At 48.8% G+C, this 19,587-nt stretch carries 13 protein-coding genes; 10 read left to right on the forward strand and 3 right to left on the reverse strand.

All coding sequences use genetic code 11. From position 1 onward, the window contains the following. Positions 1–244 precede the first annotated feature (244 nt). The 6 genes from MRJ96_08115 to MRJ96_08140 all read left to right on the forward strand — a co-directional run bounded on the left by MRJ96_08115 (position 245) and on the right by MRJ96_08140 (position 10,291). Positions 245–2,455 carry a PAS domain-containing protein gene (locus MRJ96_08115; protein ID MDR4501396.1) on the forward strand — a complete coding sequence of 737 codons (2,211 nt, stop codon included), beginning with the start codon at positions 245–247 and terminating at the stop codon, positions 2,453–2,455. Between the two features lie 212 nt (positions 2,456–2,667). Next, positions 2,668–4,833, forward strand: coding sequence for a TonB-dependent receptor (locus MRJ96_08120; GenBank protein MDR4501397.1), 2,166 nt, complete (start codon positions 2,668–2,670; stop codon positions 4,831–4,833). A 259-nt stretch (positions 4,834–5,092) separates the two neighbouring features. Continuing rightward, positions 5,093–5,770, forward strand: a complete 678-nt coding sequence (locus MRJ96_08125) for a response regulator transcription factor (protein ID MDR4501398.1) — start codon at positions 5,093–5,095, stop codon at positions 5,768–5,770. A gap of 405 nt (positions 5,771–6,175) precedes the next feature. Continuing rightward, positions 6,176–6,445: a hypothetical protein gene (locus MRJ96_08130; protein MDR4501399.1), complete on the forward strand. Its 270-nt coding sequence runs from the start codon at positions 6,176–6,178 to the stop codon at positions 6,443–6,445. A 239-nt stretch (positions 6,446–6,684) separates the two neighbouring features. Continuing rightward, positions 6,685–9,564 (forward strand): methyl-accepting chemotaxis protein, encoded by a 2,880-nt coding sequence (locus MRJ96_08135; protein ID MDR4501400.1) that lies wholly within the window; start codon positions 6,685–6,687, stop codon positions 9,562–9,564. Positions 9,565–9,874: 310 nt separating this feature from the next. Further along, positions 9,875–10,291, forward strand: coding sequence for a TonB-dependent receptor plug domain-containing protein (locus MRJ96_08140; protein ID MDR4501401.1), 417 nt, complete (start codon positions 9,875–9,877; stop codon positions 10,289–10,291). Between the two features lie 47 nt (positions 10,292–10,338). Here the strand turns inward: MRJ96_08140 and MRJ96_08145 are convergent, their stop codons facing one another. The 3 genes from MRJ96_08145 to MRJ96_08155 all read right to left on the reverse strand — a co-directional run bounded on the left by MRJ96_08145 (position 10,339) and on the right by MRJ96_08155 (position 14,361). Then, a complete protein-coding gene (locus MRJ96_08145) occupies positions 10,339–11,964 on the reverse strand; it encodes a response regulator (GenBank protein ID MDR4501402.1) in 1,626 nt (541 codons plus the stop codon). A 111-nt stretch (positions 11,965–12,075) separates the two neighbouring features. Next, on the reverse strand, positions 12,076–12,936 hold the full coding sequence (locus MRJ96_08150) for an ATP-binding protein (protein MDR4501403.1): 861 nt from the start codon (positions 12,934–12,936) through the stop codon (positions 12,076–12,078). A 372-nt stretch (positions 12,937–13,308) separates the two neighbouring features. Continuing rightward, a complete protein-coding gene (locus MRJ96_08155) occupies positions 13,309–14,361 on the reverse strand; it encodes a DUF4331 domain-containing protein (protein ID MDR4501404.1) in 1,053 nt (350 codons plus the stop codon). A gap of 284 nt (positions 14,362–14,645) precedes the next feature. Here MRJ96_08155 and MRJ96_08160 point away from each other — a divergent pair, with 284 nt between their 5' ends. The 4 genes from MRJ96_08160 (at position 14,646) to MRJ96_08175 (ending at position 19,583) form a co-directional block, all read left to right on the forward strand. Further along, entirely contained in the window at positions 14,646–15,281 is a 636-nt protein-coding gene (locus tag MRJ96_08160; GenBank protein MDR4501405.1) for a polymer-forming cytoskeletal protein, read from the forward strand. A 794-nt stretch (positions 15,282–16,075) separates the two neighbouring features. Beyond that, a complete protein-coding gene (locus tag MRJ96_08165; protein ID MDR4501406.1) occupies positions 16,076–16,336 on the forward strand; it encodes a hypothetical protein in 261 nt (86 codons plus the stop codon). Between the two features lie 284 nt (positions 16,337–16,620). Next, the gene (locus tag MRJ96_08170; protein ID MDR4501407.1) at positions 16,621–18,120 is read left to right on the forward strand and encodes a DUF2868 domain-containing protein; all 1,500 of its coding nucleotides are present in this window, start codon (positions 16,621–16,623) and stop codon (positions 18,118–18,120) included. Beyond that, positions 18,117–19,583, forward strand: a complete 1,467-nt coding sequence (locus MRJ96_08175; protein MDR4501408.1) for a GTPase domain-containing protein — start codon at positions 18,117–18,119, stop codon at positions 19,581–19,583. The genes MRJ96_08170 and MRJ96_08175 overlap by 4 nt, the downstream gene beginning before the upstream one ends. Positions 19,584–19,587 lie beyond the last annotated feature (4 nt).

Here is a 19,587-nt window from a genome sequence, read left to right on the forward strand (position 1 = left end):
TAGAGTTCCTCATGTCAGGAAGAAATGTCGAGAGGGGGGCCGTTATTGATGGAGATCCTCACCATATGCGGTTTTATAAGGTAGAGGCGAAGCTGAAAACGCATCCTGCGTCAACGAACCGTAGAGCAGTCCTCATCACGGACTGCTTGGCCAGGAGAACATGCTGGCTGCATCAGATTAACCGGGCCCTGTCAGCTGAATCCTTGACTTTTACAGTTGACCGGGAGGCAACAATCTACCAAAAATGAATATTCTATTTTCTCAGTTGTTCAATGCCTCTCCTCTGTCTCGTCAGCAGATTCGACGCATTCAAACGATTATTGTCATCTACCTTCTGCCGGCGACTTGTCAGTGGCTTGTTGGACTCATGGCTGGCACAGAACCCGGGGGGTTGTCCAGCTGGCTCAAGTGGGCGTATGTGGTGTTTGATCTGTCAGTTTTCGTCTTGATTTATTTCGAGTGGGTCCGGGTCGGGTTATTTTTGACGTTGGGTTCCTTTTGTCTTCTCACGATCCAGATGCTTTCGATTTCCTCGTCATCAGTCCTCTTTCTCGTGCCGGGCGCCACGAATGTCTTGTTAATCGCTTTCTTAAGCTATGGCGTCCATCTGGCCAGTCTGATGGCTTTTTTGTTTGTGGTTCTGATGGCAGGAGACGTTGCAGGGAATTTCTCTTTGCTCGTCTACCATCATCTTCATATGCCTTACTATTGGGGGATCGTGGGCTTAGGGGTGGCCACGAATGTGTTGTTCCTTTACTGCATGCGCCTCTGGTCTCCCAATATTCCGATCCTGAAAGTGTCTTTCCCCGTCAGATATTTCGAACGCTTCAATCGGATCTGGAAAATTCTCAGCGTTCTCCGTAAAAAGAAGGATTCAAACAACCTGTTGGGAGTGCTTCCAGGTCCCTTAAGGTCGAGCGTTGACCGGCAAGCGAGTCAGCTCTTACCCATACTCTTCGTCTCTCTTTTCAATCATCTTGTGATGTTGTGGGTCGGTCACTACGGGCAAATGTTCCTGCCGGGAGAAGTCGTTGTACATGGAATAGCCATTGTCTTTCTCTTGCTGATTTTCCTGATTGTACAAAAGGGCCGCTGGGTTCTTATCGGGACATGGGGATTCGTTATCTATGCCAGCAGCATCACGCTCCTTCTGGGGTGGGCATTTGGAGTCCTCAACCCTGTCACCATGCCCTATTTGATGGGATCGATCGTGGCCATTGGGCTACTCACGACATGGGAAAAGGGCTTTATCATCGGGGGAACCTTGTTAGGCTTGGTGATCATGGTCATGACGGTCACGGGACAATCGGGAGCGCTTCATATCAGTGAATTCGAGTCAGTGAGAGGGTGGGCGTTCACGCTCTGCCTTTTAGATCTCCTTCTCGTGGTTCTCCATACCCATTATCGTTCTATACAACAAGCGCTCAAGGAACGAGAGTTTTTTGAGGTTAATTATAAGCAACTCTTGGCGAGTGCCCCGCTGGGAATCGTCGTAACGATGCAGGATGGATCTGTGGTCGAAGCCAATGAGGCTGCCCGACAACTGCTGGCTGTTTCATCCGATCCTTCCTTTGGTTCAAAATTTCACCTGAATGCAAGGCTTCAGTTAGGGGTCGACTATGCGTTAACCCAACGGGCCTCCCATGTGTTTGAAGCCGTGATTCCTGCCCATGACTTTATGAGTCACCGCCATTTACAAGTCCATTGTTCTCCTCTCTTTACGGGTTCTAAGGGTGTGGATCGTTGTCAATTGATGTTAGTGGACTGTACAGAGCTGCGGGACAAGGAGCGAGCCTTGCAGCAGCAATTAAGTGATCGTGAGCGTATCAATCAATATTTGGATGATGGAATTTTACTACGCCTCATACAGCATGCCCAGTCCTTGAGAAATCTTCCGATTTTTTTCTCATGGCAAGCTCGTGAGGTAACGATTCTAGGTCTTGAGAAGGGCTTACAAGAGGTGGAAACCATCATGAAAGATATTCGAAAGGTCCTGTCAGGTCTCAGCATTCCAACGTATCAAGGTGAGCGAGTGGGCGACGAATTCCAAGAAGCCATCAGTCATCTTAGTAAACGGTACAACATGTCAGTGCACTTCGAGCGTAAGTCCTCCTTTTTGAATTGTCTTGAGGGAACCCTTGGCGGTCAAATCGTGGAGCTGCTTCGGGAAATGCTCGAATGGTTCCGGAAGGAAGGCCTGACACATCACATGCGGGTTCATCTGTGGGATCATGAAGAATTTATCGCGATCGAAATTGAGGGCTATCCTACCGAACCCGTTCTCGTTCCGGTGCCAGTCTCACCTGATCACGCCTGTTCAAACGGTCAGGCCCTCGGGGCGATCAAGCAGAAAACCTACCGGCTCCATGGAGTCGTGATTCGAGATGATTTGCCTGATGGAGGAAATATTCTGAAAGTACGGTTTCCACTTCCACGATTCCATGAGATGACATGATGTAGGCGGCGAGTCGGAACAATAGCCTTCCATCACAGCCGATTATTCAGACCTCATGTGAGTCGTGGAAGGATCAATGTCTGGGCACCGGTGAATGTGGTCGCGCTCTTCAGACGCATTCCTAGAGCAAGGAATGGAATGACACCCCCGCTATCTCAGGATTGTATTGTCTATGTTTCGCGCGTCGTTTCTTCGACATTCAGGGAGGAAAGATGGCGTCTCAAGCATTTTCATCAACGTACTCTGGGCTTTTCTTGAGCGGGTTTCTATTTGTATCCGTGCCTCTTTGGTTTGTTGTCCCTGTGAGTCATGCTGAAGAGGTTTCTTCGAAGGAAGAGGTTCAAGAATTGCCGGTCACCTACGTGAGCGGCAATAGAATTGAAGAAGACGTTGAGGATGTGCCGATTCCCATCAGCGTGTTGAAAGAACAGGACCTGGTGGACCGAAAGGTGTATCGGTTAGAGGACCTCACGCTTCAGCTTCCTAATTTGTTCAATGCTCCGGAGTCCCAACGAAGCGTGGAGTTCACGTTCCGTGGGCTGGGCCCTTCGTTTTTTATCGGTCAATCTCCGGTCGTGCTGATGGTTGATGGTATGCCAATCAGTCAAAATCAGTCCTTGAGCCTGAATCTCGCCAATGTGGAACAAGTTGAATTTCTTCGGGGTGCACAAAACACTCTGTTTGGACAGAGTGCGATCGGAGGTGTCATTAACGTCACGACGTCTAAGCCTACAAATGAAGTGAAAGCTCACGTGGAGGGGTATGCGGGGGCGCGGAATTCCTACCGGGGGGAAGCCGCGCTCTCGGCGCCACTGGTGGAGGATAAATTGTTCCTGGGACTGGCGTATACGCATTGGCGTACGGATGGGTTTATTCAAAACACGTATCCGGGGACCAGGAAAGAATTAAACTTTGAACGACAGGATCAATTCAATCTGAACCTCAATTGGTACCCCACGGCTCGATACTCTGGCCGGGTGTTCTTGATCAGAGATGTGATCGATTCCGGGCAGGAGCGGGCCGCGGCCGTCGGTGCGATTGATCATCGCGTCGAGACGGTCTCACACGATATCGAAGGCCGTTCAGACTTTGAAAATAATCGTATCGGTGTGATGCAGAAATATGCGATGGACAAGGTTGAGTTTTCTTCCATGACGAGCGCATCCACGCTCAATCGAAGACGATTATGGGACAATGATTTCGGGTCCGGCAATTCTACGGACGGACGTCCGTTGAATTTGAAGTATGATACGCTGACGGTGACCCAGGAGCTGCTGGCGCAATCCTCCAAGGAGCAAACCGTCAAATGGTCTGTGGGCGGATTTTTTGAGTATGATAACCGCGACATCGACCAGGCCTTTCCCCGTTCTGGCGCGACGCCGCCGCCAGGAACTCCCATCAATTTGGATACACATCTGCAATCCAGGACCCAAACGTTCCTGGGTGCCTTGTTCGGGCAAGCGCGAATTCCCGTGACGGATCAAGGCGGTTTAACGCTGGGCGCACGCGGCCAGATGACGCACCGGGATTTTAAGAACCTGGTATTCCTCGGAACGTTTTTCCCCGCGAACCCCACTACCCATGCGCCGAGTATTAGTCGAATCAATACGAATAATACCTGGTGGGCGTTCATGCCGCGAGCCATGATCGACTATCATCTGACTGATCAAGTTCTGCTGTGGGCCAGCTATGCGAGGGGCCACTTGCCGGGAGGGTATAACTTTCTCGATCTCAGCGCGGGGTTTTTTCAGACGGCAGACCGGAAATTCAAGTCTCAAAAGTCCAACGATTTCGAGGTGGGGCTTAAATCTCATTGGTGGGATCGTCGGTGGATCTTCAACGTCAATTTTTTCTATATCGACAGCATGGACTACCAAACGTTGGAGTTCCGACCCAATGGAGGGATTTTTTCCGGTAATGCCGGCAAGGTCGTTTCCAAGGGAGTGGAGATTGAAAGCATCTTGAAAGTGACGTCCTGGCTCACCCTCGATACCGCGATCGGGATCACCAATGCGGAATTTAAGAAATATCATGTTTCGTTCGCCGATAATACTGGAAATTATGTCCAGCGCACGCCCTCTCATACGATTCATGTGGGACTCCAGTATCGTCAGAGCCCGTTTATGGCTCGTGTCGATTGGAATCAAGTGGGGACGGTCTTCTTCGACAATGAAAACACGTTTAAGCAATCACCCTATAATGTAGTGAATATTCGCGTCGGGTATGAGCGGGAGCATTGGGCTGCATATGTGACGGTCGATAACCTGATGGATACCGAGTACGCCATTCGAGCGGCGTTCATTGATGATCCTCAGGGGGATGTCTCCTGGGGCAATCCCCGGACCATTGGCGGGGTGTTACGACTATTTTTTGGGTAACCGGGATGATGAGAACGAAGTGGGCCGCGTGAGGAAAACGGTGTCTTCAACACCGATGCAAGGGAAATTAATCATATTTGTGGTATAATTTCTCTGTCTGTAGTATTTTCATATAAAAAGGAACATGAATGAATCATCCCATGATCGGTGACACCAAAAGGACGAACGCCGGATCAAACTTGAACTGTCTCAATACAGCGATGTCGGCCGCCGAGCTGTATGGGGCTGGTCCTTCATCTGAGACAAGAAATGGAATGACATGACGTCCCAACTTGACTCCATTGATCACATGCAGGGTAAAGCGTTAATCGTCGATGACCATTTAATTTTCAGGCAAGGTTTGAAGGAGGTCATCTCGCTGAGGTTTCCGAATTTGGCGTTTGGGGATGCTGGCACGGCGAAGGAAGCGTGGCAGATCATGCAACAGGAACCTTTCAAGCTGTTATTCTTGGATATCAGTTTGCCGGATAAATCAGGGTTGGATTTTTTGCATGAAGTAAGGGCATACGGTATTAAAACACCCGCGATTGTCCTCAGTTGTCATCCAGAAGAACACTTTGGTCTGCGAGTCTTAAAAATCAATTCTTCCTCGTATCTGAGGAAAGATTGCAACCCCGAGGAGTTGTATGAATGTCTGAGACGAATGATTACCGGGAAAAAGTACGTGACGAACAATATCAAAATGCACTTGGCCGAGATCATCACCCATCCAAATCAATCGAAACGACACCATTTATTGAGTAATCGGGAATTTGAAGTGTTACGTCTTCTGGCAATGGGGAATACCCCCAAAATGATCGCTGATAAGCTTTATTTGAGCGTGAAAACCGTAAGTACCCACCGTACAAAAATTCTGCAGAAGTTACAGTTGCGGACCACAGCTGAGATTTTTCGGTATACTCAGCACAATAATCTTTTCGCCGATATCAACGTTTAGGCTGAAGACGCGTCGTGTGTCTGGCTATTGTTGAGTTCGAGGGAGGGTCCTCGGTCGCGTAAGTGACGGGGATTATCCATTTCCTTTGCTCGATAGTGCGCTTGAGCTCTGAGGATATACTGCCCCTGTTCCTTCCTAGACCTCCTCGTGTTTCCTTTCAAATGTGATGTCTCACCCATCATCCGTATGCGTTCGGCATGTGGTTGGCACAATCGGGGGTTCTTTTTATTTCCGTTTTTAAACGAGTTCCTGGAGTGGAACTATGGGTTTTTCCTACATAATTTTCAGAACTTTTCCTATATCGCACGACGTGCAAGTACCCGAAGAAAGAATACACAAAATGATCCAATCCCATGCACCCTTGTCGATTCCACACGTTCTGGAAAAATTATGAGGAGGACATTCATGCGTCACCAAGAAATGTCGCGTGCTCATTCTGAAGAGATTCGGGACAAGACCTGCACGAATTTAATGCATGTGCTGAATGATTTAACGACGTCACTTCAAGACTTTTTAAAGGCGGTGCGTTTACAAGCGAATGATCTCCAGCGACTTCAGACGCTGTTGGATGAAGAAAATATAAAAGATGATGATATTGAGCAAATTATCAAGGACCTTCTCACCGATAGCCTCATGAAGGCCAAAGCCGGCCTTCCGGAATCGAAGACCGGCTAGACGCAGCATGTTTGGCAGCCGAGGCCGGACGGTCCTCATGCACTGACCAAGTCGCGTGACATGGATATTATTGGGATTTCAACAAGGTCGATAAAGAGCCTGAAGATTCGAGCTTTGGGAAGGGGGACATGACAACGTACACGGCATGTGTCTGAACGGTATTCAGAAAACGTCAGAGGGGCATTCATTATCCGGAAGGAAATAATAACGTTAAGCTTTTATTCGGGGAGAGATAGGCTATGAAGAACGTCTTCGCTACAGGTTTGAGTTGGGGCATTACATCGAAATTAGTCGCCATGTTTGTCGTGTTCGGGGTATTGCCAATGGGTGCGGTAGGCGTTATTGCCTTCGATGCAGCGGATGATATGAAGGATGCGATCGGGATGCGAGTGTTGTCGGCAACATTAGAGTTGTCCGATAAAATCGATCGAAATCTCTTTGAACGCTATGGGGATGTCCAGGCTTTCGGGTACAACGAAGTTCTCCATCAGCATTCGCACTGGTATGACCCGACTCCCCAGAATCCTATCAGTCAAGCTATGAATAAATATGCCGCCACCTATGGGATTTACGATTTGATGATTGTGGTGGACACGAAGGGGAAGGTCATTGCGGCGAATTATACGGATTCGATGGGAAAGCCGATTCATAGCCGATTTCTATTCGAGAAGAACTATAGTGAGGCGCCATGGTTCAAGGCCTTGGCACAGAGAGAATTCACGACCAAGCATCCCTTTACGGCCCCGGGGAACGATACGGCCACAGGGACATATGTCGAAGATGCGCATCTCGATCCTGATGTGGCCAAAGCCTTGGGAACGGATGGGTATGTGTTAGGCTTTTCGGCGCCGGTGTATGATGACGCGGGAGAAGTGATCGCGTATTGGTCGAATCGCATGGGCTTTGGTGCGGTCGAACGAATGGTTCAGGATTCTTATGAAAATTTGAAGTCATTAGGGTTTGCGGGGGCTGAATTGAGTCTGCTGGATGGCAGTGGCCGACTCCTCGTGGACTATGATCCCGTGACATCGGGGGCCCTCACGATCACGAGGGACTTCACGGTGTTAACAAAGTTCAACTTGGCAGAAAATGGCGTGGAGGCCGCAAAAGCCGCGGTCAATGGAGAATCGGGATTTCGTACAGCGCACCATGTTCGGAAGAAGATCGATCAAGTGAGCGGATATACGCATTCGAAGGGTGCTCTCGGCTTCCCTGGCATGAATTGGTCATTACTGATTCGAATCCCGTCCGTCGAAGCGGCGGCCGAATCCAATGCGCTTCAGATGAAAGTGGTGATAACCGGTATCGTGTGTTTAAGCATACTCCTCCCGTTGGGCTGGTGGGTGGGCCGGAAGGGAGCTCAACAAGTGGTGGCTCTGCAAAAGGTCGCTCAACGCATGACAGAAGGGGATTATGCCGTACGCGTGAAATTGAAATCGCAAGATGAAATTGGACGATTGGGCTTATCTTTTAACGAAATGGCTGGGCAGATCGAGGACAATATCGTCAAAGGGCGAGAGTTTGAAGGCAAGATGGCCGCTATCAGCAAAGCGGAGATGATCATCGAGTTTCAGTTGGATGGGACGATCATCACGGCCAACGAGAATTTTTGCCAAACCATGGGGTACTCTCTCGAGGAGATTAAGGGGCAGCACCATTCTATGTTCGCAGATCCCGAGGAGGCAAAAAGCCCTGCGTATCACGCGTTCTGGGCAAAACTCAATCGTGGAGAATTCGATGCGGGCGTATACCGACGCCTAGGCCGAGGGGGAAAAGAAGTGTGGCTTCAAGCGTCGTATAATCCCATCCTGGACGCCAATAACAAGCCGTATAAGGTTGTCAAGTTCGCATCTGATATTACAGGGCAGAAAAAAGCCCAAGTTGAAGTTGAACGGTTGATAGAGGCCGCTGCGAAAGGGGAATTGGAAGAGCGCATCGCCACGGAGGAGTTTGAAGGATCCTCGCGAGAGCTGGCTGAAAATTTTAACGAATTGCTTGCCGCGGTGGATTCTCCGTTGAGAGAGGCCCGTACGGTGCTCTCGGCCGTTGCGAACGGAGACCTCAGTACGCTTATGATCGGGCAATACCAAGGCCAATTTGATGAGATCAAGAATAGTGTGAACGAGGCTATTCAGAATCTTCGAGGCATTGTCCAGGCAGTACGAGACGGCGCGAAAAATGTTTCCAAGGCCTCCAATGAACTGTTAGACGGCAATAAAAACCTATCAGAACGTACGTCTACCCAGGCCAGCGCATTAGAGGAAACCAGTGCTTCCATGGAGGAGATGACCTCCACGATCAAACAAAACGCGGATAACGCCAAACAGGCCAACCAACTGGCGGCAGCTGCCCGGGAAGTCGCTGAGAAAGGCGGCACCGTGACGAGTAACGCCGTGAATGCGATGGATGCCATCAACAAGAGCAGTAAGAAAATTGCCGACATTACGAACGTCATTGATGAACTCGCGTTTCAGACGAACCTCCTGGCATTGAATGCTGCAGTGGAAGCGGCCAGGGCGGGAGAGCAGGGCCGAGGGTTTGCTGTGGTGGCCTCGGAGGTCAGAAATCTCGCGCAACGTTCGGCGACTGCGGCGAAAGAGATCAAAACACTCATCAACGAATCGGTACAAAATGTCGACGATGGTAGCGAGTTAGTGAATCAATCAGGCCGCCAACTGGAAGAAATCGTCGGTTCAGTCAAACGTGTGACGGATATTATCTCAGAGATTAGCGCTGCATCACAGGAGCAAGCGACTGGGATCGAGCAAATCAACCAGTCAGTGGTGCAGATGGATCAAAGCGTTCAGCAAAATGCCGCGCTCGTAGAGCATGCTTCCTCGGCGTCGCAATCTCTCAAGCAGCATGCGTACGAACTTATGGAGAGAGTGGCATCTTTTAAGATTACTGAAGAACGAACCACATCGGAGCATCGTCATGAAGGCAACATGAAGTCGGAACCCGAGCACTTGGACATGAATGTTGAACGTGCCGGTATTACTTTCGCTAAGCCGTCTGAGTCGACCAAGAGCGCGGCCAAACCCACTCCGCCCTTAGCGAGTGTTGGTAAGAATGGGAACGATTCGGCGATGTTAGAAGATAACTTCTTTCAAGAATTCTAGTGGATGAGTCTTGTTTGGCATGAATCGTCTGCGTTTGCATTCTGGATTTGCCGCAGACGTACGGGATAAAATTCCATATCCCTTCGTGACTCATACTTCACGATCTTTCATAGTACAAACCTTCAAAGCAGAGAAAGTCTGTCTCAGATTTTTTTCAGGGGCAAAGATCGCATTATATATTTTCTTCTTGCTCATGGGCCAATCCGAAAGTTTTCTGCTGGCCCATGAAAATCTTGAGAACTCAGTTCTGGCCGAAAGTCGAGCCGAGGAGAAGTATTCTGATCTCACTCACCTCACCCTGGAAGACCTGATGGCAGTTGAGATCGTTTCGCTTGGCCAAAAACAACCAACACTCTTTGAAAACACTTCGGTCGTGTATGTGATTACTCAGGAGGACATTCGTCGCTCCGAAGTGACAAGCATCCCTGAAGCGCTTCGAATGGTTCCAGGTGTACAGGTAGATCGTCTTAGCGATCAGCAGTGGGCCATCAAAATACAAGGGCTTCTTGATCGCTTAGTGAATACGCTACTCGTGATGATTGATGGGTGTCTTGTGTCCAAGTCCTTGTTGACTGGGACGACGTGGGACATGCGGGACACCATGCTGGAAGATATCGAGCGAATTGAAGTCTCCCGAGAGTCGGCTGAGACTTCCAGGGGAGTCAACGCGATCAATGGAGTAATTCATATCTTTACGACACACGGCCGCAACAATCAAGAATTCTAATGCTGTAGCTCGAAGAGGGCAGCGTATTGTATGATGCGCCCTCGTCTTTATACTGAAAGCGAAACATTCAAATGCTTATTCAGACAGGCGAGCAATTCCTGAATTTTGAACGGTTTGCTCAAGAAATCGTCTGCCCCATTCATCGTTTGTTTATGAAACTGATGATGTAAGACATCAGCGGTACAGAAAATGATGGGTGTCGTGTTTCCCCCCTCCAGGGCTCTGATTTGTCGCGTGGCTTCCATGCCATCCATGTCTGGCATCCGATTATCCATGATGACTAAGTCCGGTTTCCATCGTACGAAGGCGTTGCTCCCTTCCCTCCCATTTGTGGCTTCCATTACTTCGAATCCGACGCTTGTTAAGATATTTTTCAACAGCATGCGATTCGAATAATTGTCTTCAACGATAAGAATACGTAGTGGTTTTTGAGAGGTTTCAACCCCCATCATCTCTCTCAAGCCTGGAGAAGTCACTACGGGATTCTGATCCACGGTTACGGGAATTTGAACCTTGAAAAGAGAACCCTGCTCTAGTCGGCTTTCGACATTGATTGTTCCTCCCATTAATTCGACTAAACGATGGACAATGGATAGTCCTAACCCCACGCCCTCTTTCAGCGCGCCGTGGCGAAGCTGCTTAAAGGGTTTGAACAGTTCCGGCTGTTCATGTTCAGCGAAACCGGTACCGGTATCCTCGACTTCAAAGAGTAAGCGTGGTTGTGGCGATTCCGCGACAAAAAATCCCCGTACCGTTAATTCAACTTTTCCTGTGTCTGTAAACTTGACGGCATTGTTGAGGAGGTTAAGCAAGATTTGACGGACTTTAACGCAGTCTAGGAGAACGTGTGGGGAGAACTCGATATTGCTGGTTACTGAAAAATCCAGCCCCTTTTTGCTGGCCAATGGGTGTATGATGGCCTGAACGTCCCGCAAAAGTTCTCTGAGATCGCAAGGAGCCAAGTGCAGTTCAAGGCTGCCGGACTCGATCTTTTCCATGTCAAGAAGATTGTCGATGATCCCTCTCAACTGTTCTCCTGCACTCATAATAATCTGGAAGTATTGTCGATATTCTTCGGGAATATCCTTTTTATACTGCAGAAACTCAGAGAATCCAATGATGGCGTTCAATGGTGTCCGAAGTTCGTGGCTCGTGTTGGCCAGAAAGAGACTTTTGGCGTGGTTCGCAGATTCGGCCTCAACCTTGGCTTCTTCTGACCGGCTAAATTTGTTCCGGGTGAGGTCGCATGCATAGGAGATCAGCAAGCTGCCAATCCAGAACATTCCTAACGCTAACCCATCTCCGCTATCTTGTAGGAACGTTGTGTTATCGATAGGCCAGGAGAGCATGATCGCCGTGGCGAACCCTGCCATGAGTAGCCCGCTCGCGAAACCTCGCTTGCCTATAAACAAGGCTGAGAGGACAACGCATGTCAAAAAGATGATAAACGAAATACTCTTTTCTTCTAGTTCGGCAATTAGCCACACGAAAAGGTTCGTGCTAATTCCGGCTATGCTGAGAAGAAGGAATGCTTGAATCGACCACTGCGGGAAAGTTTTGATTGGCTCTCTCTTGAAAAAATGCTTGACAAAGTTGAAATTCGGGCTTGGTGTAGGGATGTTGATTGATATATGAGGCATGAGCTCTTTGAGCGCAATGTGTTTGTGTGCCATGGCTTCTCCTTTGCCGGAGTTGTCTTATCCGGACGGAAGAAAATATGAATGGATATGAAGCTAGCCATGAAAAGAGCTGGGCGCCATCTAGAAGTGGCGGTTTTCCACAAATTAAGACTTTTGATAAATCGGGAAATGCAATCGAAATTGTGTACTTTTTCCAAGAATGCTTTGCATGGTGAGGACTCCTCCATGGCTTCTTATTATTTCTTGAGCCATTCCGGGTCTTCGCTGGCTTCGGTCTTGCTTTATTTGAGCTAAAGCCAAGTCTTCAATAACTTGATCGAGCTGTTCTTGAGATGTCTCACGTCTGTTGTCCTCAATGGTTAAACGCAATGCTCTTCTCTTGTTGAACGGTTTTGATTCAACAGTATCGGGGACTTCCCAAAGAGATATTCGAATGTGAGCGTTATCTTGTTCTCGGACGGCCTCAAGACTATTTCCCAGTAAATTGGCCAAGAGGGGATCGATGTCAGCAGGAATCGCTAGAATGCGACAAGAAGAGCAAAAGTTTTCCACGGTGATATCGACGCTGGAAGGCAAGAAAGAGGGAAGCGTTTGTGCAATGGCGTTGGAAACGGCATCGGCAAGATCGATGACAACATAGGTAGGAAATTTTTCAGGTTGGGAGAGCACTAGCTGGGATAGTAGAGATGAGGAATCTACTAGTATTCCTAATGCTTCGTTAACATGTCTTTTCAGTTCGGACGTGGAGAGGTCTTCGAGAAGCCCGAGTTCTAAATGCCCCTGCATTCCCGTTAGCAGATTTCGGAAATCATGTAATATACAGTAAACTTTTCGTCCCAATTCTATGAGCTCAGGTTCAAGTAGGGTTTGTCCCACCTTTTCATGATTTTCACGAGCATAGTTCTGGAGTATGATGTTGTCACAAACAGGAAATGACTTCTCTGACACGAGCATTTGAACCTCGTCTAAATTTGACGCCTCGTAGCTGCCATTAATCCTATTCATTCGATCCCTCCTTGGATTTAAGAATTATTAGTAATTATTGAATACTGTAGAGAGATTCCCGAAGGTTTCCTATTGCTTTTATGATGGTTTTGGGGGGGCTTATCGTCTGATTGCCTATTCGGTAATTGTCTGAGTTTATTGTTGCATGAAGTGTGTTCTCTCTTGCATGCTCTGGTGCCTTTGTGAGCAGGCACATGAGTGATGCAACCGTCAATATGAGTAACGAGGAATGGGGAGATAATGCAGCCCGTGACGGCCATCCTAGTCCGCCGGTAAGCTGGTGTTGGATGAGGTTAGCTTGTGGGGGGATCAGAGTCACAGGTGAAGGGGGGATTCCCCCTTCACCTCGTGTTAAACGCCAAGTTCAATCAATCATTCGACCGGAACAACATAGGGGAATGCGGCTTGATACCGGTCGGACGTGTTCGCATAGTCCGTGACATTTGTTCCACTAAACAACGTGAGCATCACATCCATGACATCATTGCTCAACTTCCTTCCGTTGATTTTCTCATCGCTGAATTGAGCTGGTGTGCCAATGGTATAGGGTAAGACGTCCGGCATGAGCTTGTTCGCCACGGCATCGGCGTAAGCAACCGGGTCGGGTTGTGTACCGGCGAGGGATACTGCTCTCAAAACAGTGTTGGAAATAGCGTATTTCCGTTCGTAGTCGGTGTGCGGTCGATGATGAATGTGTTCATAAATTTCCGGTGTATTGTTCCCAAAGAATAAATGGGTTAGGAGCGGATTGGCCATTCGGTTGATTTGTTGCCAGCCATCGTCGATCTTCATGGCCGTTGTCGTAAAATAATACACCTGTTCACTTAACAGTTTGTTTGGAATTTCTAGCACGATCGCTCCGATCATGCGATTGGCGAAAAAGTCTTGCTTATTGTCAAACGCATGCACATCAAACTTCCCCTCGTTCAAATCCTTTTTAAACGCACGCAGGCCCACAGCATTTCCCATGAATGGGTCTCTAGCCACCCCTACCCACATTTTGATTCCATTGTTCATCGTGACTGTATGACCGATGGTGCCAGTCCCAATAGTTTCTCCCTGCTGGCCAATAGCGGCATTGGGCCCATCGACGTGGCCTAGTTCAAAGTCCTTCCCTTTGAAACGAACTGTATAGGTGAGGCCTTTGGCAAATGTCAGATCGGAGGCGATATGAAAGCTATACAGTCCATCACTGCCGAATATTTCTTTGTTATCTTTACTGGCTGTCGGATTCACATCCATGATAAACGTCGTGTATCCCGGTCTCTCGGATTCAAAGACAAACGAATCGGTCAAATCGAATGTCGGGTATCTCTTCGATAATTCGGTTTCAAAATGATGACTGCCAGTCAGTATAAACAGGCAGAACACGCCGAATAGCATGTAGACAATTTTGCTTCTCAGGTTCGTGGTTGTACGATTCATGTTCATCACAACTCCTAGTCTTGAAGGTTGAGCATATTGAGATGTTCGAGTTATCCCAACATGTTTATAATAAAAATGGGAAAACATTATACCTGAAAACACCGAATGGGTCTAATGATTCGACAAGTTCCACGAACGTGATCTATTCAGATTGATATTAAAGCTGACTCCAAGAATTGCCGATAGATTTACACTATGAGCAGGAAGCGACAAGAAATGCTTACGTACGAGGACGAGATCCAGCAGATAGCGTGGAAACTCATAAACTTTTAGGAGGAACGTGTATGGCAACTGTGAGTGAATTAGAAGCACCGACACAATCAAGTACGAGCTACAAACCGTTAGAATCACAAAAGACGTTCCAAGTCCCGACTCAACCCGTGGATGGCAAAGGAGAAGTTGTCGCATTTATCGGGCCAGGCGTTGAATTTAAGGGTGAAATTTTCTATGAGGGCAGTGTGCAGATTGATGGAACGCTCGATGGCCAAATCCACACGAATGGCACATTATTAATCGGAGAACAGGCGGTTATCAGTGCGAAAGTGAACGCGGGGTCGGTCATCAGTAAGGGAAAGGTGAATGGAGACATTGTCGCGAATAAGCAGGTCCAATTGCTGTCAACGGCCATTATGGACGGATCCTTGACAACCCCAGAGTTGTCGATGGAAATCGGAGTGGTGTTCAACGGCGATATCTCGATGCGAACTGGAGCTAATGCTGCAAATGACAACTCCTCATTCAAGTATAAAGACCACAGTCCCTATCAAAAGTCCAACGGAAATACCTCGAATATGAAGAAAGACAAGGGGCCTGAAACGTCGGGCCTGTCTTCGAAATCATCAGAAACTACGTCGAATGGTGACAAACACACAGCCAACGGCTCATCGGTGAAATCCGACTCGAATCAATCCAGCAAGTAACCGGCTACACATTGTCGATCATCGCTAGAGGGGGAGTCCTTCTTGAGTCAAGAGCCAGTCTCTTTTCTTCAGCAAGGACTCTTCCTTCTTAGAACCTTTCTCCCGTCCTTCCAAGCTCCTCCGTCAACCGTTTGACGCACGTCTGATGGACAAGATCATGACTCCATAGCGTTCTATCGCCGTTTCCAACAACTTGTGTATGGTTCAACGTTGTTCTGCGAGGAGTTTGTTGTATTTACCGATTGGAACTCGTGTGGATTCGCTATAGCGTCACGTTCGAGAAATGCTACTGTCCGTTAGGTCGTATGAAGTTGGTGAGTTCTTTAAAGGCCATCCTGAGTCTCGTAAGAAAGGCTGACAGTCGCGCGAATCTTCTAACTTCCTGAATTGACGAGTGTTTCCTCGTTGAGCCTTTGTTATTCCCTCCACAATCGTCAGGCTGATTAACACGCTTTTCGTATTTTCCCTTCTTTGCGTGAGATCTCCCAGGCGAGGTGTCGTTCCCCTTATTCCTAGGTGCTCACTCTTGGTGGGAATTGTGTCAATTCTATAAAACTCACGTCGAAAGGCATGCCCTTTGCTCTAACAAACATTCGAACCAACAATTTACCAATGAGTGAGGGCAGGAACATGAAAACTTGTGAAAAATGCCAAGGTTCGATGGTCATTGAACGAGCCGTAGATCTAGAGGTTGGGCTCAAAATTTTATATTACGCATGTTTAAATTGTGGTCGACGGGTACAAGCAGAAAAAGAACCCCGGCCCCTGGTTCATTAATAAAAGGGAGGGAAATCATGTCAACAAGCACCAATCAAACTGTACGACCACTCAGTCACGACGAGAAGAAAGCGGCAGAAGCCGCCTTTCGAGGGGGGCCATTCAATCCCAAGTGGTCTGAGGCGGCTAGAAAAGTCTATCAAGGAATTTCTGGTGCCATAGCCAATCGCCCCAGCGAGATTCTTAGTCAGCTAGCGGTACAAACTCAAAATTTGCATCTGGCACCTGCTGTCACGGAAAAGAAGCCCCGTTCACGCTCAAAGACGAAAATTCAATAATACGATTCGTGGGGGCAGCCCCATCAGGGGTATGCTCCCTCAATCGATTCCTCTCGGATCATTCTCATTATCTCGCCAGGCTGTGTTCTTCCGGTCTTTCCCCTGATTGAAACCTTCTTCTATTTAAAAAACGTCGCCTTCATCTCTGAACAACAGGGATGGGTTCCATCCATGGGAACGCATTTGGGTTCGCGATCGTGATGAAGATTTCAGGATGGGCACGAACCTGGTACACTTTTGTGAGATAATCAGCATGCCGGCATTTGCATGTTTCTTGGAGAGATATGGACATCGCCAGTCTATCGAAAGTCGTCATGGTGCGGAGTTGCGAAGAGGAGGACCCTAAGGGGCATTTTCTTTCACTGTATGATCGGCAACGAGCCATTCAGCAAGCAAATGAAAAACTGACATTAGATGAACAGAGTAGAGGGACAAACGCCTTCGATGAGTCCCTTATCGTGGAACGGGCCTATCGGCTCATGGAAACATTGGAGAGTCGCTATCCGGTTTTTTCGACTGCTCGCGGATTAACGCTCCTACGGATTCCACTTTTCCTGATCCTGACCCTCGCTCTTGTCGGCGGGTTTTGGACCGACCCAATCGCCCCGAAAGGGCAAATCAATCTCCTACAGTTCCCATTGCTCGTGTTAGTGATTTGGAATGTTGTCATGTATGCGTGGTCAATCCTCAAGTACGCCGGCCAGACTCTATGGAGCAAGCCGTTAGTGGAGGCGACTGCAGATCGGTTGGCGTCCGTAGGTCTTTGGGTGTCACGCCTTAAATTGAGTTTCCTGCAGCGGACCAGTCATGAAGAAAAGCAGTGGATTGGCGCATCAGTGGCCAGGTTCTATCGATCGTGGAGCGCCTTCGTAGGCGAGGGGATGCGTCTGAATGGAACGTCTATGCTGCATTGGGGCGCCGCGGGACTTGCCGTTGGAGTCATTATCGGGTTGTATATTCGAGGGTTTGCATTCGAATATCGTGCGAGCTGGTCAAGTACGTTTCTCGAAGCCGGACAGGTTCATCATCTATTGGCTTTTATCCTGTTTCCCGCATCGAAGCTTCTGGGGGTCGATATTCCATCCGTTCAGGCGTTGGCTGCACTCAAAGCGCCAGGAAATGAGAATGCCGCGATATGGATTCATTTGTGGGCCGTGACATGCTTGATTTTTATCGTGCTTCCGAGAGTCACGCTGGCCCTGATCACGAAGCAACGTGCCTTGGAACGATTAAATGGGCTTACGCTTCCGTTGGATCAGCCATACTTTCATCGCATGCTCGCTCAATACAGGGCCGAGAGTATGCGGGTCGAGATATTGCCGTACCAGTGTCAGCCTGATCAAGCCGCTGTCCAATATCTAGAAGAATTGAGTTTAGGGATGTTTGGAGATCACGCGTATGTTCAGACGAGAGCGCCTCTTGCATACGGAGAGACTGATATTGCAATGCAAGCCCCAGGTCGCGAGGCACTTCGTGTGTTCATCATCTTTGATGTGGCTACGACACCGGAAAAGGAAGTCCATGGTGAATTTCTTCAACATCTTCAAGGTCAAGTCGAACGTTGGACAGCTGGCGCATCGCTGTTGGTCTTTCTTCAAGAAGAGTCTTACCGGTCCAGAGTCGATCCCATACGATTACATGGACGCTCCCAAACTTGGCGACGATTCCTGAATGGGTATGGCCTAGAGCCGATTTTTTTGGGTCAAACCGGTGAGAGAGACGATGACTTGCCTCAGCAAGCGGCGGCGAAGCTATGGTCCGGGCGTTCCCAAGAGGTCCTGTGAGCCAAGATATCTCCAGACGAATCACCGTTTCCATCACCTCCCATACGAATATTGGCAAGACCACGCTGATCCGGACTCTGCTTCGCCGTGATGTGGGAAAAGTGTTGGATCAAGCTCATGTCACAGATCAGAACGAGCAGTTTACGTGGTTGGAATCGGATGAGGGAGATCGGCTGGATATCTGGGATACTCCAGGGTTTGGGAATTCCGTCCAACTCCTGAAATTATTACAGAAGCAGGATCATCCCATCGGATGGATGATTGCCCATGTTTGGGACCGTTTTAAAGATCGACCCTTATGGTGTAGTCAGCAGGCGCTCAAGAATGTTCGTGATGAGGCTGATGTCGTGCTGTATCTCGTCAATGCCTCAGAACCGCCTATGCTGGCAGGTGGGTATATTCATCCAGAAATGCAACTTCTTGATTGGTTGCGGAAGCCGGTGTTGGTGACGTTAAATCAAATCGGTCGAGAAGATGGAGATTCTGAACGAAAAGAACGCGAGCGTCAGTGGTTTGATTTATTCAAGCAGTATTCCGTGGTTCAGGGAGTCATCAGCTTGGACAGTTTTTCAAGGTGTTGGGTTCTTGAAGGGGTGTTGTTGGAAGATATTCAACGGCTGCTCCCCGCACACGTGCACGCAACCATGACACGATTAACGGATAGCTGGAGAGCTAGCAATATCAAAGTGTTCAAGAAGACGATGAACCGAATCGCACATGTCGTTGCCAGAGCGGTTTGTGATGGAGAAGATGTGACCGGAACAGGAGCGGGCCGCAAGGCAGGCGTCACGCGTGCGGTCCAAGAACTGAATCGTCGACTCGACCACGATACTCGTCTTGCGATGCAGGATTTGATCGAGTGGCATGGATTGGAAGGCGACGCGGCCCTGAAAATTCACACGCAATTACACGATTTGACCGTTCCCATTGAGTCTTCCGTCATGGAAGAAACGTTAGGTCGCGCAGCCATAGGAGGGTTTGGTGGAGCGGCGGCCGGAACAGCCGCGGGGGCGGCGATTGACGCGACGACGGGCGGGATGTCGCTCGGGCTTTTTGCGTTGACGGGCGCATTTCTTGGAGCGTTGGGATTGGCGGCCTGGGGCAAAGAAGCCGAAGCGGAAGAGACGTTGACGATCAAATGGGTCCCGAAGTTCCTTGATGGTCTTACGCAGGATCTGCTCTTACGTTACTTGGCCGTCGCACATTTTGGGCGGGGCCGTGGTGAATTTCGTGTCGATCATGATGTTTCGGCGCTTTGGAAAAGGGCCATAAGCAACGTCTATATACCCTACGAAGGAGAGTTTCGGGAAATTTGGAAAGCAGGTGATTCGCACGATCCTCGAAATGTTCACGATGTCACGGCAGAGGTTTCAACACGTCTCATCAAGATTGCTCGCCAGGTTCTGATCGGATTGTATCCGATCAGTGAGAAAATAAGCCTGCGAGACCAAGATGACCCGTGATGTC

It is taken from the genome of Nitrospirales bacterium, from assembly GCA_031315865.1.
Classification (GTDB): Bacteria; Nitrospirota; Nitrospiria; order Nitrospirales; family UBA8639; genus JAGQKC01.

Bases quoted from the DNA above. Each gene is read 5' to 3' on its own strand.
- MRJ96_08170 (MDR4501407.1), top strand. From the start codon at position 16,621: ATGGACATCGCCAGTCTATCGAAAGTCGTCATGGTGCGGAGTTGCGAA.
- MRJ96_08135 (MDR4501400.1), top strand. From the start codon at position 6,685: ATGAAGAACGTCTTCGCTACAGGTTTGAGTTGGGGCATTACATCGAAA.
- MRJ96_08150 (MDR4501403.1), bottom strand. From the start codon at position 12,936: ATGAATAGGATTAATGGCAGCTACGAGGCGTCAAATTTAGACGAGGTT.
- MRJ96_08120 (MDR4501397.1), top strand. From the start codon at position 2,668: ATGGCGTCTCAAGCATTTTCATCAACGTACTCTGGGCTTTTCTTGAGC.
- MRJ96_08125 (MDR4501398.1), top strand. From the start codon at position 5,093: ATGACGTCCCAACTTGACTCCATTGATCACATGCAGGGTAAAGCGTTA.
- MRJ96_08160 (MDR4501405.1), top strand. From the start codon at position 14,646: ATGGCAACTGTGAGTGAATTAGAAGCACCGACACAATCAAGTACGAGC.
- MRJ96_08155 (MDR4501404.1), bottom strand. From the start codon at position 14,361: ATGAATCGTACAACCACGAACCTGAGAAGCAAAATTGTCTACATGCTA.
- MRJ96_08145 (MDR4501402.1), bottom strand. From the start codon at position 11,964: ATGGCACACAAACACATTGCGCTCAAAGAGCTCATGCCTCATATATCA.
- MRJ96_08115 (MDR4501396.1), top strand. From the start codon at position 245: ATGAATATTCTATTTTCTCAGTTGTTCAATGCCTCTCCTCTGTCTCGT.
- MRJ96_08165 (MDR4501406.1), top strand. From the start codon at position 16,076: ATGTCAACAAGCACCAATCAAACTGTACGACCACTCAGTCACGACGAG.
- MRJ96_08130 (MDR4501399.1), top strand. From the start codon at position 6,176: ATGCGTCACCAAGAAATGTCGCGTGCTCATTCTGAAGAGATTCGGGAC.
- MRJ96_08140 (MDR4501401.1), top strand. From the start codon at position 9,875: ATGGCAGTTGAGATCGTTTCGCTTGGCCAAAAACAACCAACACTCTTT.